The 17,447-nt window shown below is 53.6% G+C and carries 16 protein-coding genes; 11 read left to right on the top strand and 5 right to left on the bottom strand.

The features are described 5' to 3' along the window. Positions 1-95 precede the first annotated feature (95 nt). The 5 genes from IDM48_RS02985 to moaA form a co-directional block, all read right to left on the bottom strand. Positions 96-1,121, bottom strand: a complete 1,026-nt coding sequence (locus IDM48_RS02985; protein WP_068169663.1) for a LacI family DNA-binding transcriptional regulator — start codon at positions 1,119-1,121, stop codon at positions 96-98. A gap of 86 nt (positions 1,122-1,207) precedes the next feature. Continuing rightward, positions 1,208-2,416 (bottom strand): molybdopterin molybdotransferase MoeA, encoded by a 1,209-nt coding sequence (locus IDM48_RS02990; RefSeq protein WP_190617977.1) that lies wholly within the window; start codon positions 2,414-2,416, stop codon positions 1,208-1,210. A gap of 76 nt (positions 2,417-2,492) precedes the next feature. Next, a complete protein-coding gene (gene mobA, locus IDM48_RS02995) occupies positions 2,493-3,086 on the bottom strand; it encodes a molybdenum cofactor guanylyltransferase (protein ID WP_190617979.1) in 594 nt (197 codons plus the stop codon). 5 nt (positions 3,087-3,091) lie between these two features. Beyond that, positions 3,092-3,367, bottom strand: coding sequence for a MoaD/ThiS family protein (locus IDM48_RS03000; RefSeq protein WP_190617981.1), 276 nt, complete (start codon positions 3,365-3,367; stop codon positions 3,092-3,094). 3 nt (positions 3,368-3,370) lie between these two features. Beyond that, positions 3,371-4,429, bottom strand: a complete 1,059-nt coding sequence (gene moaA / locus IDM48_RS03005) for a GTP 3',8-cyclase MoaA (protein WP_190618600.1) — start codon at positions 4,427-4,429, stop codon at positions 3,371-3,373. A 230-nt stretch (positions 4,430-4,659) separates the two neighbouring features. On the opposite strand from moaA, the gene modA reads away from it, so the two are divergent. From modA to narI, 11 genes are all read left to right on the top strand, one after another. Next, positions 4,660-5,466: a molybdate ABC transporter substrate-binding protein gene (gene modA / locus IDM48_RS03010; RefSeq protein WP_238398022.1), complete on the top strand. Its 807-nt coding sequence runs from the start codon at positions 4,660-4,662 to the stop codon at positions 5,464-5,466. Between the two features lie 63 nt (positions 5,467-5,529). Continuing rightward, a complete protein-coding gene (locus IDM48_RS03015) occupies positions 5,530-6,357 on the top strand; it encodes an ABC transporter permease (RefSeq protein ID WP_190617983.1) in 828 nt (275 codons plus the stop codon). A gap of 53 nt (positions 6,358-6,410) precedes the next feature. Continuing rightward, complete coding sequence (locus IDM48_RS03020) at positions 6,411-7,682, top strand: molybdopterin molybdotransferase MoeA (RefSeq protein ID WP_190617985.1); 1,272 nt, start codon at positions 6,411-6,413, stop codon at positions 7,680-7,682. A gap of 60 nt (positions 7,683-7,742) precedes the next feature. Further along, the gene (moaC, locus tag IDM48_RS03025; protein ID WP_145175220.1) at positions 7,743-8,186 is read left to right on the top strand and encodes a cyclic pyranopterin monophosphate synthase MoaC; all 444 of its coding nucleotides are present in this window, start codon (positions 7,743-7,745) and stop codon (positions 8,184-8,186) included. A 47-nt stretch (positions 8,187-8,233) separates the two neighbouring features. Next, positions 8,234-8,740, top strand: coding sequence for a MogA/MoaB family molybdenum cofactor biosynthesis protein (locus IDM48_RS03030; RefSeq protein ID WP_190617987.1), 507 nt, complete (start codon positions 8,234-8,236; stop codon positions 8,738-8,740). Then, the gene (locus IDM48_RS03035; protein WP_068169638.1) at positions 8,730-9,227 is read left to right on the top strand and encodes a molybdenum cofactor biosynthesis protein MoaE; all 498 of its coding nucleotides are present in this window, start codon (positions 8,730-8,732) and stop codon (positions 9,225-9,227) included. Before IDM48_RS03030 ends, IDM48_RS03035 begins: the two co-directional genes overlap by 11 nt. 6 nt (positions 9,228-9,233) lie before the next feature. Continuing rightward, a complete protein-coding gene (locus IDM48_RS03040) occupies positions 9,234-10,412 on the top strand; it encodes a ThiF family adenylyltransferase (protein ID WP_190617989.1) in 1,179 nt (392 codons plus the stop codon). Between the two features lie 95 nt (positions 10,413-10,507). Continuing rightward, a complete protein-coding gene (locus tag IDM48_RS03045) occupies positions 10,508-14,263 on the top strand; it encodes a nitrate reductase subunit alpha (RefSeq protein ID WP_190617991.1) in 3,756 nt (1,251 codons plus the stop codon). Further along, positions 14,263-15,900 (top strand): nitrate reductase subunit beta, encoded by a 1,638-nt coding sequence (narH, locus tag IDM48_RS03050; RefSeq protein WP_190617993.1) that lies wholly within the window; start codon positions 14,263-14,265, stop codon positions 15,898-15,900. Before IDM48_RS03045 ends, narH begins: the two co-directional genes overlap by 1 nt. Then, positions 15,900-16,643, top strand: coding sequence for a nitrate reductase molybdenum cofactor assembly chaperone (gene narJ, locus IDM48_RS03055; RefSeq protein ID WP_190617995.1), 744 nt, complete (start codon positions 15,900-15,902; stop codon positions 16,641-16,643). Before narH ends, narJ begins: the two co-directional genes overlap by 1 nt. Further along, on the top strand, positions 16,640-17,392 hold the full coding sequence (gene narI / locus IDM48_RS03060; RefSeq protein ID WP_190617997.1) for a respiratory nitrate reductase subunit gamma: 753 nt from the start codon (positions 16,640-16,642) through the stop codon (positions 17,390-17,392). Before narJ ends, narI begins: the two co-directional genes overlap by 4 nt. The last annotated feature ends 55 nt before the right edge of the window (positions 17,393-17,447 follow it).

Here is a 17,447-nt window from a genome sequence, read left to right on the forward strand (position 1 = left end):
CTCAATCGCTGATGGGCAGAAATCAAATGAGCATTATGAACATAGCGCTCCGGGAGAATATCTCCCGGAGCGCTATATTTTGTTGAGTTCAGGTATTACTCTGCGTTTGACTGAGCTTTGACGGTCTGCCCCAGATACAGCTCAACCGGTAAATTATGGTCGGCAGGAGAATCTTCTGAAGGGTCTGAATCTGTTCTTTTGGAGCCGGCGCCATCTATCGCCGCAAGTAACAGTTGTACAGTTCGCTCTGCCATCAGCTCAAAAGGCTGGACGACGGTCGCCAACTGCGGAAGTAACGATCGCACCGCGGGGGTACCGTCAAACCCGATGACCGAAAAGTCCTCGGGCACCTTCTTGCCTCGGACGTACGCCCATTGGAGAGCCATCGCCGCATATCCGTCGTTGGACGCAAAAACTGCTTCCACGGTGGGTTCCGAATCGAGAAAATTATTAATCGTTTGTCGATGCTCGCCATCGCTCGATCTGAAACCCAGCTCCACTATTTCCGGCTCTAAACCAGCGGCGCTCATAGCCTTGGAATATCCCTGCTGGCGCAGATTTTGTTCGGAGACGGTAGAAGTAAAATGCACGATGCGACGAACACCCGTAGCAATAAGAGACTCTGTAGCCTGGAGCGCACCTGTGAAATTGTCACAGCGGATATTTGGGTATCCACCGCCATTAATGCGGTCGATAGTGACCAGCGGAGCTTCAAGATGGGGAGCCAACGCCAAAACATCCGAATGCGCGCCAGTGACCAACCCGTCTACCTGATTGCCCATGAGCATATCCAGATAACGAGCCTCTAATTCTGGGTGATCTTCGCTGTTACACAGAATGACCTTGTACCCGGCGTCCGCTAACTTCGACTCAATCCGATACGCTAACTCACCATAAAAAGGGTTTGAAACAGTCGGAAAAACTAAACCAATCAGATGCGTTTTCTGCTCTTGAAGGGAGCGAGCAATGGCATTGGGTCGATAGTTAATCTCCCGCATAGCTTCATAGACTTTCTCGCGAGTTTCTTGCGAGAGGTAACCCCGGCTATTGAGTACGCGAGAGACCGTAGTGGGGGAGACGCCAGCGACCCGGGCAACATCAGCAAGTTTTGGTTTAGCCACGGTTTCTCCTGACAGCTGGAAAGATATACTCCCTGATTATAGAGAGAACTGCGCTCTCCACCTAGCGCAGGACCATCTAACGAGGACTAGACGGTTAGCGGCAGCGCCTGAACTTTTTCACCGGCAACGGCACCCTCAGGAGGGATAACCACCAACGCCTGAGCTTGGGCAAAAGCCGAAAGCATATGCGAATCAACGCCTCGGCGGAAGGGGCGCGCTTTCTCACCGGTTACACGGGCAGGTATCAACCGCGCGTCAGCTTTCTTAAAAGGAGGAATATCTTCGGTCAACTCCACAGAGAGAAGCTCCGATAGATTCTGACCTGCTACGCCTGCAAGATAGGCAGGCAGATAGCTATAGAGCGCGGTGTGAGCTGCCAGCGGGTTGCCTGGCAAACCGAGGACGATTCGCCCGTCAGGCAATTCTGCAGCTAGGCAGGGATGCCCGGGACGAACCGCAACTGCCTCAAAAATATAATGGGCATCAAGCTCGCTCAGCAATTGGCGGACAAGATCAACTTCTGAGGTAGAAGAACCACCGGTGAGAACCAACAAATCTGATGCCACACAGTTATCTGACTTGAACCAGCGGTGGAGTTCATCCATATCATCGTGTAGCCGAGCGGTGCCCTGCACCTTCGCGCCCATGGAGCTCAAAATCGCTGGAAATTGGGCAGAATAAGCATCGCGGACTTCACCGGGGCCTGGAATCCCCTCGGTAATGACTTCGTTGCCGGTGTATGCAAGAGAGACGGTGGGCTGAGTAATCACCGGGACCGTATCAAACCCGCACACCGCCAGAAAAGCTATATGTCGCGCACCCAAGTGGGTCCCACGAGACACTGCAAGACTCCCCTCAGCGAGCTCTTCACCCCGGTTGCGCATATCAGACCCCGGTTGCGGTTCACCGTAATCCGAAACCACTAGCGTTGAACCATCCTGCTCTTCCAAATGAACCCCCTCCAGCCGGATTACTGTAGTTGTCCCTGGGGGTATCAACCCGCCGGTAAGGATCGTGGCAGCTTCGCCGTCCTGTAAATCTACCGTCCGACGATGGCGATTCTCATGGGCGGACGGCTCCTCGGCATCCTTCAGTATCCAAGGCCCAGAACCGCACACTGCATAACCGTCCATAGCGGAAGAATTGTAATGAGGCAGGGGGACTAAAGTGTACACATCCTCTGCAAGGATTCGTCCGATGGCGTCAGCAAGACCGACCCGTTCATGAATTTGAGCGGCGCGAGTGCCACGCTGGTGCATGAGGGAAACGGCATCTTCCCAGCGGGTATGGTGCATATTCTGTTCCTTTTGATGGTGCAATATAGTTTGGTGCCCTTGTACGGCAACATTCGTAAATTTCACAAGTTTTTGTTTAGTTCCACTGCGGGGAGTCAAACCCGGTGGCGTGGGCGCTTTCCCAAGTATCGACGTCGTCGGTTACTCCGCCGTCCAAGGGTACCGCCTGAAGGTTAAGCTGACGCAAAAAGCGTCGTACCGATTGGTGAGCGGTATCAGTATCGAAGACCCGCCGGAGATTCTCCGTGCGGTAAATACCTACCAGCGGCTGCGCGATTTCTCCCGAGACGCCGAAGAACCCTTCGATATCTGCCGGAGCCTGACGAGTTACTTCCAATAAAGCATCGATAGCTTCTGCTATGCGGGGCATATCGACGGCGATGACGCAGGTCCACTCGCAGGATGGCGGTAGCGCTCGTACCCCCGCTGTGATTGCAGCGGCAGGCCCGGAAAAGGGCGGGTCTTCTCGGGTGAGTTTAACATCGGCGGGTACGGGTAAATCGCTTGGACCTACCACCACACGTTGCCGTGCGGTTGCAACCGCCTGTAGGGAGGATGCTAAAAGTGTTTTCGAACCGTTGGAGAGCGATGCCTTAGGAGTTCCTCCCAAGCGTGAAGAACGACCACCAGCGACCACAATCGCTGCATACTCAGGATAAGAGTTTTTCATGGAGCTTAACCGCCGGCAAAGGGAGGTAGAACATCTAGGCGGACGCCGTCGGGCACCTTCACATCCAGATCAGCGCGAGCGCCGTTCACCAGAAAAGAGCACTGTTCCAGTACCTGGCCCAGGCTCATGCCCGAAGGTGTACGCCCTGAATGGGTATTGCCGAGGTAAGCGACGATTTCACCCACCGTGGGCTGGTCAGAAGATATTTCTGCGGGAATAATAGATTGGTTGCTTTGCCCGGCTGCTGCGCGCGCCGCGGCAAAAAAATGAACGGTAATCATGCGTTAGCCTCCGATGGCACTCATAGAACGGCTGGGTTGTACAAATTCTTGCGTTTCGAAGCCCGCATTGTTGGCACCGTGGGCTGCAGGTTTCTCCCACATTGCCTCTCGCCAGCGCACTGCCACTTCCTGGTCGGTGGCATCGGAACGCAAAATCTCCATGAGGTCTGTTTCAGTTTGCGAGAAAAGGCAAGAGCGGACTTTACCGTCTGCGGTCAGTCGGGTGCGGGTACAGGTGGAGCAGAAGGGCTCGGTCACTGAAGCGATAATCCCTACTTTGCCCAGTGCCTTCGCGGGGTCAAATTCTTGGGTACCTAAGGGGTAGACATCCCACAGAGCAGCAGGGGCAGAGCCGCGGGGTCCGGGCTCTTGATGTAGCACAAATTTTTCAGAGAGTTTTTCGCGAATCTCGGCGGCGGTGATGGTGCCTTCGCGCGTCCAGCGGTTGTCGGCGTCGATGGGCATTTGCTCAATGAAGCGCAGCTGATACCCCTTGGTCACTGCCCATTCCAACAGATCCGCTGCTTCGCCGTCATTAATACCGGGCATCAGTACCGCATTGATTTTGACGGGGTTGAGCCCGATGGATGCTGCGTAGTCCACGCCTTTGAGGACGTCGGAGAGCCGGTCACGGCGGGTCAGCTCGGCAAAGGTTTCGGGGCAAATGGAATCTAAGGAAACGTTGATGCGTTTCAGCCCTGCGGCTTTGAGCTTATCCGCGTGTTTTTCTAACCCCATGCCGTTGGTGGTTATCGACAGAGGAATTTCAGGGTGGGCGTGGTGGATGTCCCGGAGAATATCGGGAAGTTCTTTCCGCAACAAAGGCTCGCCGCCGGTAAAGCGAATCTCTTCTACGCCTAGTTCTTCAATTCCAATGCGAGCCAGGCGCACGATTTCTTCGGCGGTGAGTAGCCGGTTGTTGGGCAACCAATCGAGACCTTCGGCGGGCATGCAGTATTGGCAGCGCAAGTTGCATTTATCGGTGAGGGAAATGCGCAGATCAGTGGCGTTGCGCCCCCACTGATCAACGAGGGGGCCAGACTTTTTGAGCTCAGAGGGCATGGTCGACTCATGCTGGGACACAATGGGTAAGGTGGTGCCGGCAATTAGGGTGCCAGATCCAGAAGTCGCAGGCTTTTCGCTAGCACCGGCGGAATTCGCATCGGGGCTAAACTTCAATGCCAATTGTTACCTCTCTTCACAAATTTGGTATCAAAACGGTTATATTTACATTAGTCGGAAAAACCTTCGATAACCATATTCTCGTTTTGGGCTGAATAGGCGGTTACCCTGTGGGAGTACACTCTCATATCAAAAAAACTTTACTCAGTGCAGGTGTTATTTCTACCGTTTCCTTAGCTGGATGCGGGGCTAACTCTGATACTGCCAGCTCAAGTTCTTCTCCTTCTCAGGAAGGTGGAACCGTAGAAGTATTTGCCGCAGCTTCCCTCAATTCTGCCGGTGCTGAACTAGAGAAAGCGTATGAGAAAGAGCATCCTGGAGTGGACGTCTCTTTCAACTTTGCAGGGTCTTCGAAGTTGGTACAGCAGATGCAGCAGGGTGCTAGCCCTGATGTGCTCATTACCGCAGATCAAAAAACGATGGACGGCGCCCGTACATCGATAGAAGACCTCAAAGAATCTGAACCTAGGGTTATTGCAACGAACCGCCTGGTCCTGGCTACCTCAGCAGGGAACCCCGGCAAGATTTCTGCTGTTAAAGATCTCGCCTCAGACTCGGTGACCACCGCAATTTGCGCCGCTGAGGTGCCCTGCGGCAACCTCGCTCATCAGGAGCTAGACAACCAACATGTAGAACTGGGCAATGCTACGGAAGAGAAGAACGTATCTGACGTTTCTACCAAAGTAGCCAGTGGCGCGGTAGACGCTGGATTTATTTACTCTACCGACGCTGCTTACCTGAAAAAAGACCAGGACATCACGGTGATTAATCTTCCTGGTTTAGAGGACAATGTCTATCCCATGGCTCTTACCAACCTGGGGAAACAGAACTCAGTAGCTTCTGACTTTGCCACCTGGCTGAGCGGGGAGGAAGCTCAAAAGATTATGAGCCAGTATGACTTTGGTTCTGCAAAGTAGCCTCAGCAAAAGTAGAATAGAACTTCTAGACTTCTGAAGATACTACGCAACCCACGGAGACCGATGAAAAAGCACACTGCCTTTCGTTCGGCCCCGTGGGTTTTTGCTCTTCCTGCCTCCATTGGCGTCTTTGTAATTCTTGGTCCTTTAGCTGGTCTGGCATTCCATATCCCCTGGAAAGATACTGCGCAACTACTGTCTCACCCCGATGCACTTGCAGCTACTCGACTCTCTGTACTCACGGCACTGATCTCTACGGCGGTTTGCGGTGTGCTCGGTCTGCCCCTTTCGCTAATTTTTACCCAGGTGCTGGATCGTACGCGGTGGAAAAAACTAAGTATGGTTCTCTACGCTTTTCTCTATACGCCGGTCATACTCTCACCAGTTGTCTCTGGTTTGGCGCTGACCTTTTTCTGGGGCCGCCGGGGGCTGATAGGGCAGTGGCTCAACGAGGTTGGGGTTTCAATTCCTTTCACTCCGTTCGCCGTCGTGCTGACTCAGATATTTGTGGGTTTGCCCTTTTTCGTTGCGACGGCGGTTACCACTTTGCGTACCATTCCACGGGAATTTGAAGAACTGGCGTATGTAGAAGGCGCTACTCCGTGGGAGATTACCCGCAAAGTGCTACTACCCCTGTCCTATCCCGGTCTTGCCACTGCATTTCTGTTGGCATTTGCCCGAGCTCTGGGGGAGTACGGTGCGACCGTCACCTTCGCAGGAAATATCGCTGAAAAGACCCGTACGATTCCCCTCAACATCGAGCTGATGCTCAGCTCAAACTTGATGCCCGAGGCGCTGGGATCTTCACTGATGCTCATTAGCCTGTATCTCATCATTCTCGGACTAGCTCTTTTACTCATTGCCCTACAACGTTTACGAGGTGCGCGTTGACCACAACCTTCTCGAAAGAACATTCACTCACGCCAAAGAACTACCAAACATTGGTGCGCGAGCGCTTTCAGCAGCTCCCTGACCCCGAACCTGAACGCGTTGCCCTGGCACAAGCAAACGGGCGGGTTTTAACCGAAGATATTCTTGCTCCCGAGAACGTCCCGGCATTTCCTAATTCCCAGATGGACGGTTATGCCCTCACCGCCCATGCTGCCGTGAGTACCTCACGCATCTTCACCGTGGGGGCAGATATTGCAGCGGGAGCAAGCCTCAAAAACTTTGTGCCCGAAGACGGCATCGCCTACCCGATTATGACCGGCGCAGAAGTGCCCGCTGGGTTGAGCGCCGTCGTCCCCGAAGAAAAATGTGAACCGCAAGGGGAAAAGGACGGAAGCTTCGCAGCTTTTCAGAGCGAGGTCTATATACCGACGACACAACCGGGGCAGTTTGTGCGTCAGCCGGGAGAGGACATCAAAGTCGGGGAGATTCTCGCTCGCGCCGGGGAGAAAATTTCTGCTGTACTTGTGGGCGCTCTAGCTGCTCAAGGTATCAAGGAAGTCACGGTTCAGGGCGCACGGCGTGTGCTAGTGGTAACCGGCGGCGATGAAGTAGCGGCTAACGATACCCCCGCACCTTCCCACATCCGCGACGCCAATGGGCCCATGCTCATACAGCTTCTTGCAGAAGACTCTGCCATCAGCAAGCATCTGCATATCCAAGATGATCCTCAGAAGCTCATTCATCATCTGGACCAAGCTATCCATGAATTCTCCCCGCATCTGATCATCTCCTCCGGCGGCATTAGCCACGGAAAATTCGAAGTCATCAAGAACGCGATTCACCTGCTCATGGAGAATCCCACCGAACTTACTGTCCAAAAATTATGGTTCGGCCACGTCAGCCAGCAACCGGGCGGCCCTCAAGGAATCATGGAACTAGCGCATCGAGGTAGCTCAGAGAACATCCTCTGGCTGGCATTTCCCGGCAACCCCGTCAGCACCCTCATCTCCTACCGCATGTTCCTCAGACCCCACCTCAATACCTCCTGGTACTATACCGGCACCCATCTGGGCAAACTACAAACCGCGGAACCCCTCGAAGGTTTAGCCGGCAAAACCCAATACCGCCGCGCCACCATCACCCGCGCGTCATCAGAATCCAACGCCACCGCAGAATGGCTGATTGAACCAGACCCACAAACCGGATCGCATCTTCTGCACCGCGCCGCCCAAGCAAATGCGCTAGTAGAGATAGAACCGAACAAGCACTACACCAACGGTGATATTCTGCGGTGGTACCCCCTTTCAACAATCGAAACGATGTAGGAGCAAACTTTGGCAGAATCAGACCACCTCACCCACGTGAGAGAAGACGGTTCAGCGCACATGGTTGATGTCACCGAAAAATCAGTGACCACCCGGATCGCGCTCGCCGAAGCTACGGTGCTCACCCGCCCCGACGTCGTCGAACAAATCTTTGATGCCGACCTTCCCAAGGGCGATGCTTTGCCCGTAGCCCGGGTAGCCGGAATCCTCGGTGCCAAACACACCCCAGATATCATTCCCCTGTGCCATCCCCTCCCACTGGGCAAAATCACCGTTGATTTTGAGCGACTAGAAAATGGGGTGCGCATCGAAGCATCCGTTAAGACGCGCGGAGTGACCGGGGTTGAGATGGAAGCACTCACTGCAGTATCCACAGCGGCACTCACCGTGTTCGACATGATTAAAGCAGTAGATAAATTCGCCGTGATTACCGATATTCGAGTACTGGAAAAATCCGGAGGCAAATCAGGGGACTGGTCCATACAGAACAAACCCCAGTCATAGAACCCGACCCGGCGAAACACCATCGACCCCTGAGAGGGGAGCTTTCAATGAAAGACGAATCGTACGACATGCCAGAAAATCGTAGCGGACTGGTCATCGTCTGCTCCACCCGAGCGTCCAAAGGAATCTACGAAGATAAATCAGGACCAATCGCGGTGGACTGGTTGCGCTCGCAAGGTTTTGAAACACCCGATGCGACCGTGATTGCAGATAGCCAAATCGTTGAACACTTTGCTGACTTGGTGGAACAGGGAAATCTGCCGACCCTCCTTCTGCTCTCAGGCGGAACGGGATTGAACACCGATGATCAAACGGTAGAAGCTGTCCGGCCGCACCTGGACAAAGAAATCCCGGGAATTATGCATGCCTTCTGGCAAAAGGGTATGGAAAGCACACCCGCCGCTGTACTGAGCAGGGGGGTTGCCGGCGTCATTGGCCGAACCTTTGTGATGACTCTGCCGGGTTCACAAGGGGGAGTGAAAGACGGCTGCGCGGTCTTGGACCCCATCATTGAACACATCTGCCGACAGCTTAAGGATTACCATGACCACTAACCTTCACTCCACCGATGCGCTGGAACCTTCTGAATCGCTGGTTCTGCACACCGATATCACCGAATCGCCCTTGGAACCCCTCCTCGCCTCTGCGAAAATGCACGTAATGACTGACCAAATGGGTGCGCTGGTCATTTTCGACGGCATAGTGCGCAATCACGACCACGGCGCAGCTGTTGCCGGGCTTTCCTACTCTGCCCACCCCCAAGCTCGCGAATTCATAGCACGCACAGTGCAAAGCGTCGCTGAGGAAATCGATGGCGTTCGGCTCTGGGCGGTACACCGCGTGGGGCCTATAAAGATTGGCGAATCTGCACTGACCGTCTTAGCAGCGGCGGCTCATCGCGGGCAAGCTTTTGCCGCGTGCCAGAACGCAGCAGATCGGATCAAAGCAGAAGTACCCATCTGGAAAGAACAAGAACTGGTGGACGGCTCCGTCGAATGGGTCGGTATCGACACCAACACGGCGTCTTCAACCCAAAACTAGGCAAATATGCACGAGAATTTTTCACCGAGCGAATATAAGCTCTACGGCCGTCAAATGATTCTGCCCGAACTCGGACTGGAAGGGCAGAAAAAGCTGAAAAATTCTCATGCAGTGGTAATTGGCGCGGGAGGATTGGGCGCGCCGGTCTTGCTCTATCTGGCAGGAGCCGGGGTAGGCACTATCACCATTATTGACGACGATGCAGTGGAAGTTTCCAACCTGCACCGGCAAGTGATACATACGTTCTCGCGGGTCGAAAACTCCAAAGCTCAGTCCGCAGCGGACTCTTTGCGCTCGCTGAACCCGTTTATCACGGTGCGAACAGTAGAGAAACGCCTGACGGAAGAGAACGTTGATGTACTGTTTGCTGGCGCATCGGTTGTGCTTGACGGCAGCGATAATTTTGAAACCCGCTATATCGCATCTCGCGCTTGCGCACGGGCAGGAATAGCGCACATCTGGGCGGCGATTTTAGGTTTTGACGCACAGATGAGCGTGTTTTGGCAGGGTCATGGGCCGGTCTATGAAGATCTCTATCCTGTTCAACCTGCTCCTGGAACTGTCCCCACGTGCTCGACGGCGGGCGTCATCGGTGCGCTGGCGGGTGTAGTGGGCACATCTATGGCGATGGAAGCCCTGAAGATTCTTGCCGAAATCGGAAACCCTCTGATAGGGCAGGTGGGCTACTATTCTGGGCTCGAAGGACGCTGGGAATATATACCTCTTCTAGCACAGAATGAGGAAGCGCAGGAGCCACATTCGGATAAGTCAGAACAGGGTAAGGGTAAAAAAGAGCCAAACTTAATAAACCGTCATAATTCGGTTTCTTCTCCCCAGAAGGCCGGTAACTTGCCCTTAGATGAGCTTTCATGGGAAGAATTTGAGCGCGAAAAAAATACTGAAAAGGCTTTCCTCATTGATGTTCGAGAACGTGCGGAGTATCTGGCATTGACAGTGCCGGGCTCTACTAATTTGCCTTTTGCACAGCTCCAGAAAATGGAGCAAGAGGGTACTCTCACGGCTTATATTTCTGCGCATTTTGGCGGAGAAACTGCGCTTTTTGGTTTTTTCTGTTCAGGTGGACCACGATCCTCTGCGGCGGCGGAAATCTTTCGAAATCACGGTGCAAAACGGGCATTTAATATTGCTGGTGGTCTTGCTCAATGGTTGAATCAGAAAATATAAATATCTAAAGCAAAGATTCTTTCCTAATGAAAGCCATAATTAGCGCAAATTTTTATTTGGTATTTTTCATACCTAAATCTTCGTACGATTGAGGTATGACTGAGACAACTAACACCAGGGGGCGCAGTACCCCCTCCGGGGCGAAAGTCGACGGCCCCTTTTCGGACCAACTCCTCAAATTCGGCAAATTCTTCTCCAAATGGGACGAATCTGACGACGGACGCGCAGTTTTTCGTGAAGGCGGGCGCCGCGGCGACGTTTTCTATCGTGACCGTTGGAGCTACGACAAAGTTGTGCGCTCCACCCACGGTGTGAACTGCACCGGTTCCTGCTCCTGGCAAGTCTTCGTCAAGGACGGTGTTATTACCTGGGAAGCTCAGGCAACCGATTACCCCACCGTCGGGCCTGATCGCCCAGAGTATGAACCCCGTGGTTGCCCCCGTGGTGCTTCTTTCTCCTGGTACACCTATTCACCTTCTCGTGTGAAGTACCCCTACATTCGCGGGCCTCTCTTGGAGATGTACCGCGAAGCTAAAGCCATCCATAACGGCGATCCTGTGTTGGCATGGAAATCTATCGTCACTGACCCCGCCAAACGCGAGCGCTACGTAAAAGCTCGCGGTAAGGGTGGTCTGGTGCGCGGAACTTGGACCGAAGCCCTCGAAATGGTGGCATCGGCACAGATTCATACCATTCAGGAATATGGTCCCGACCGCAACATCGGTTTCTCACCTATTCCTGCTAAATCTATGGCATCGCATGCCTCGGGCGCTCGTTATATCGAGTTGCTCGGCGGCGTCATGACTTCTTTCTATGACTGGTATGCTGACCTTCCGGTGGCATCCCCTCAGGTCTTTGGCGACCAGACTGACGTTCGTGAATCGGGTGACTGGTGGGATGCCACCTACCTGATGATGTGGGGTTCCAACATCCCCGTCACTCGTACTCCTGACGCTCACTGGGTTGCTGAAGTTCGTTATCGCGGAACCAAGGTTGTCTCTGTTTCCCCTGACTACGCTGATAACACTAAATTTGCCGATGAATGGCTACCTGCTCAGCCCGGTACTGATGCTGCTTTGGCGATGGCGATGGGTCATGTCATTCTCAAAGAGAACTTTGTAGACCAGCGGGTGGAATTCTTTGAGGATTACACCACTACCTTTACTGATTTCCCCTTCCTTATTCGACTGGAAACCCGTGAAGACGGCATCAAGGTGCCTCATAAGTTTGTGAAAGCTGCCGATTTGGCACAGGGTGCTTCGATGGCAGATTCTGATTTCAAGACGGCTCTTCTTGACCGCGCGACGGGCGAAGTAATCGTTCCTAACGGCACTTTGGGTCACCGCTATAACGCTGAAGACATGGGCAAATGGAATCTTGATCTTGACGGGATTAAGCCTGCTCTGTCAGTAGCTGATATTCCCGGGGGTGCAACGGGCGTAGCTGAAATCAAGATGCCTGCCTTTGATACCCCCAATGGTGCCGGACATGTGATTTCTCGTGGTGTTCCCACCATTTTGGTGGAGGGGATGGAAGTTTGCACCGTATTTGACCTGATTTTGGCTCAGTACGGTGTGGCTCGCCCGCAACTCCATTTGCCGGGGCAGTTTGCCCGTGATTTCGAGGATCTCGAAACTCAGTACACTCCTGCCTGGCAGGAGGAAATTACTTCTGTTCCTGCAGAAGCTGTCATTCGTGTGGCGCGTGAATTCGCTCAGAACTCGATTGATTCAGGCGGTCGCACCATGATTATCATGGGTGCAGGTATCTGCCAGTGGTACCACGGCGACGCTACCTACCGTGCGATTTTGGCACTGTTGCAGATGTGCGGTTGTGAAGGTCGCAATGGTGGCGGTTGGGCTCACTACGTGGGGCAGGAAAAAGCTCGCCCCATTACCGGCTGGGCACATATGGCAAATGCTTTGGACTGGGTCCGCCCTCCTCGCACTCAGGCAGGTACTTCGTTCTGGTACATGCATACTGACCAGTGGCGTCAAGACGGTTACTCTTCCGATTCAATTCAGTCTCCGCTAGCTAAGGGTGAGCTGAAGGGCGTTCATACGGCAGATATCGTGGCGCGTACTACCCGTATGGGGTGGATGCCTATGTATCCGCAGTTCAATGAAAATCCCACCCAGTTGGCACAGGAAGCAGCTGCTGCCGTTGAATCCGGTGCCGCAGACACTCCTGCTGCATATGTAGCAGATCGTCTCAACGAGGGTAGCTTGCAGTTCTCGGTAGAAGATATCGACAATCCTGTGAACTGGCCCCGTACCCTCATGCTCTGGCGTAATAACTTGCTGGGCTCCTCCGCGAAGGGCGAAGAGTACTTCCTCAAGCACCTGCTGGGTACCCACAACTCGGTGATGGGTAAAGACACCGTAGAAAGCAAACCGCGCGAGGTTAAATGGTACGACGAGGCGCCTCAGGGCAAGCTGGACTTGTTGGTCACCGCGGATTTTCGCATGACCTCCTCTACGCTGTCCTCGGATATCGTGTTCCCTGCCGCTACCTGGTATGAGAAATTCGATATTTCCTCCACCGATATGCACCCCTACATCCACGCTTTCACTCCGGCTATTGATCCGCCGTGGGAGACCAAGACTGACCACCAGATTTTCAAGGAATTGGCATGGGTCTTCTCGCAGCTGTCCAAGAAGCATCTGCCGGCGCAAAAGGATTTGGTCTCTGTTCCGTTGCAACATGACACCCCAGGGCAGATTGCTCAGCCCGGTGGTCACTCCTGTGATTGGAAGAACGAGGGTAAGAAGGGTGTGCCAGGTAAGAACATGCCCATCTTTGCGATGGTCGAACGCGATTACCCTGCTCTCTACGAGATGTACACCTCGGTCGGCCCCTTGCTCTCTTCCTTAGGTACGACGACTAAGGCGATCACCGTTGACGTCAACGACGAGCTGGCAAAGCTCGCCGAGGAGAACGGTGTGATGGATTCGGGTAAGGGGGCAGGTCGCCCAGCGATCGACACCGATTCCAAGCTCTGCGATACCATCCTTGCGCTATCAGGCACCTCAAACGGTCCCGTAGCTATCAAGGCCTTCAAAGAGTTAGAGAAGCGCGTGGGCAAGAAGTTCGTGCACCTGGCTGAAGGCAATGAGGAAAAACGCATTACCTTCAAGGACACCCAGGATCGCCCCTGCCCCGTGTTCACTTCGCCCGAGTGGTCTGGTTCGGAAACTGGCGGACGTCGCTATGCGCCGTTCACGCTCAATACCGAGCAGTTGAAACCCTTCCACACCCTCACCGGTCGTATGCACTTTTTCTTGGACCACGACTGGATGAGCGAAATGGGTGAGCAGATGCCTACCTACCGCCCGCCGTTGGACATGAACCAGCTCTTCAACCAACCCAAGCTGGGGGAGCAGCAGGATGAGGTCACTATCGCGGTGCGCTACATGACGCCTCACAACAAGTGGTCTATTCACTCGTCCTACCACGATAACCTCTACATGCTGGCGCTCTCACGCGGTGGTTCTCATGCCTGGCTGAACCCCGACGATGCCGCCAAGATTGGTGTCAAGGATAACGACTGGATCGAGTGCGTGAACGATAACGGCGTTTTCGTGGGACGCGCGATTGTTTCGCACCGTCTGCCCACCGGCGTCGTCTATGTTCACCACGCCCAAGAACGTCTGGTGGATATTCCTAAGTCAGAAGCAACCGGCAAGCGTGGCGGTATCCACAACTCCGTCACCCGTATCTTGGTTAAGCCCACCCACCTCATTGGTGGTTACGCTCACCAGGCATACGCTTTCAACTACCTCGGTCCCACTGGTAACCAGAGAGACATCGTCTCTGTTATCCGTCGCCGCAACCAGGAGGTCACCTACTAATGCGAGTAATGGCTCAAGTATCAATGATTATGGCACTGGATAAGTGCCTGGGTTGCCACACCTGTTCCGTGACCTGTAAGCAGGCATGGACAAACCGCGCCGGTACTGAATACGTCTGGTTCAATAACGTGGAAACCCGCCCGGGTTTGGGTTACCCCAAGCGTTATGAAGACCAAGAAAAGTGGAAGGGCGGGTGGACTCTTAATAAGAAGGGGCGCCTGGAGCTGAAGGCGGGTAACCGTTTCAAGAAGCTTTTCACCATTTTTGCTTCACCCATTCAGCCTCAGATGACCGACTATTATGAGCCCTGGACCTATGACTACCAGAATCTGATTTCGGCACCTTTGGGTGATGATTTTCCGGTCGCTAAGCCTAAGTCTCTGATTACCGGTGAGGACACCGCTATTGACTGGTCTGCTAACTGGGACGATGACCTTGGCGGTACTTACGTCACCGGTAACGAAGACCCCATCGTGCAGAAGATTCGCCAGGAATCTGAAGAAAAAATCAAATTTGAATTTGAACAGACCTTCATGTTCTACCTGCCGCGTATCTGTGAGCACTGCTTGAACCCTTCCTGCATGGCGTCGTGCCCCTCGGGTGCGATTTATAAGCGCACCGAAGACGGCATTGTGCTGGTTGATCAGGATCGTTGCCGCGGCTGGCGTCAGTGCATTACAGGCTGCCCCTACAAGAAGATTTACTTCAACCACAAGAGCGGTAAAGCAGAAAAATGTACTTTCTGCTACCCCCGCTTAGAGCACGGTATCCCCACCGTTTGTGCAGAAACCTGCGTGGGGCGTATGCGCTACATCGGTATTTTCCTGTACGACGCCGATCGCGTGACAGAGGCTGCTTCGGTCGAGAACGATCAAGATCTTTACGAAGCGCAGTTAGATATTATGCTCGACCCGTTTGACCCTGAAGTGATTCGCGAAGCGAAGAAGCAGGGCATCCAGCAGTCGTGGATTGAAGCGGCGCAGAAGTCACCGGTCTACAAGCTGGCGAAGGAATGGAAGATTGCCCTTCCCCTTCATCCCGAATACCGCACCATGCCCATGGTCTGGTACGTTCCGCCGCTTTCACCGATCATTGACCTTCTCAAAGAGCAGGGTCACGATGCTGAGTCCCAGGAAAACCTCTTCGGCGCTATCGACTCTCTCCGCATTCCGGTGGAGTACCTCGCAGAGCTCTTTACTGCTGGTGATACCAAGATCGTGGTGGATGTCCTCAAAAAGCTCGCAGCAATGCGTGCTTACATGCGAGATATCACCCTCGGCGGCGTCGGCAAAGAAGAAATTGCTGAGGCAGTGGGCATGACCGGCGAGCAAATCTATGAGATGTACAGGCTTATGGCTATTTCTAAGTACAACGAGCGCTACGTGATTCCTCGTGCACATATGGAAGATGCTCATAACCTCGAAGAAATTGGTTGCTCTCTGGAGGGCGACGGCGGTCCAGGAATGCTCTATGATGACGCATTTAGCGGCACCGGCGCTCGCCCCAACCCTGTATCAGCTGGCTCCTACGCCAACACTGCACGTGCAGACGGCAAGGTCAATATCTTCATGTGGGACGGAAACGGCCGCCCCGATGCGATGTTCCCTAACACCGCCGGCTCAACGAGGGCGAAATAGTGGCTGGTTTCTTTTCAAAACTGCTGGGAAAGTCGGGGGATGAAGCGGAGCCTGTCCGCCCCTCCAGCGGGGATCCTTTTGACATGGATTGGGGGAGCGGCGCTGAAGAAGATGCGGTAATTTACCAGGTATCTTCAGTGCTCTTCCGCTACCCGTCTGAGGAGATTCGGCAGACCATTCCAGAGCTATTGGAACTGGCTCACCGTATCGATAACCCCGCTTTCGTAGAGGCAGTAGAGCAGATTCGTGATTGGTATGCGTCGGCACCATTAGAAAAAATTGCTGCCGAATACGTGCAGGAATATGATCTATCCCGCCGCCACGCGCTACACCTTTCCTACTGGACCGAGGGCGATACCCGTCGTCGGGGTGAGGCTTTGGGCCGGTTCAAAAAGATGTACCGCGATTCGGGAATGGTCACCGATTTACACGGTGAGCTGCCCGACTATCTGCCGTTAGTCCTAGAGTTTGCAGCACTGATTGACCGTAAGTCAGGACGCGCGGCGCTTCAGGCATACCGGCCGTCTCTGGAGTTACTTCGTTTGGCTTTACGCGATGACAAGTTGGCGTTTCACGGATTGGTGGAATGTATCTGCGCGACATTGCCGGGGGAATCTCCTGAAGACGTACAACACATTCAAAAATTGGCAGGATTTGGACCTCCCACCGAGCAGGTGGGTTTGGGCGCCTCAGATCCTCGTCTTCTTCCCCTTCTTCAACCTCAGTCAGGAGCTCACCGATGAATATCCTTGATACTTTCCTCTGGGGTGTCTTGCCCTACATGGTGATTGTCATTCTTATTGGCGGCACCATCTGGCGTTACAAATACGACCAGTTTGGGTGGACCACCAGGTCTTCGCAGTTCTATGAGTCAAAGATTCTTAAAATTGCGTCTCCACTTTTTCACTATGGTTTGGTCGGTGTTTTAGGCGGTCACATTGTAGGTCTGATGATTCCTGCGAGCTGGACTGCGGCTCTGGGGATTACCGATGAGATGTACCACGCGGGTGCACTCATCATGGGCATCCCGTTTGGTTTGGCGGTTCTGTTCGGGCTGATAGTGATGATCTTCCGCCGTCGTACTAATAAGTCTGTTTTTGCGGCGACTACTATCAGCGACAAGATTATGTACGTGTCTTTGATGGCTGTGATTGTGTTCGGTATCGGAGTCACAATTTTCAGTGCGATGCAGGGCCATCACGGGCATAACTATCGAGCAGATATCTCTCCTTGGTTCCGCTCGCTATTCTTGTTCCAGCCCGAAGTGGGTTTGATGCGGGACATTCCATTCACCTTCAAAATGCATATCTTATTGGCTTTTGCTCTCTTTGCGCTGTGGCCATTCACTCGCCTGGTTCACGCTTTTACCGCGCCGATTCACTACCTTTTCCGCCCCTATATTGTGTACCGCTCACGCGGGGGAGAAAAGGTCGGACGACGCCGCGGCTGGGATCCGGTGGGAACATCTGATAACAGTAGCAATCTGAAATAGATATTTCTAAGGAGCTAGCGAAGATGTAAGGCAGGCTCCTTCACACACATCAACA

The organism is Rothia amarae, assembly GCF_014705945.2.
Taxonomy (GTDB): Bacteria; Actinomycetota; Actinomycetes; order Actinomycetales; family Micrococcaceae; genus Rothia; species Rothia amarae.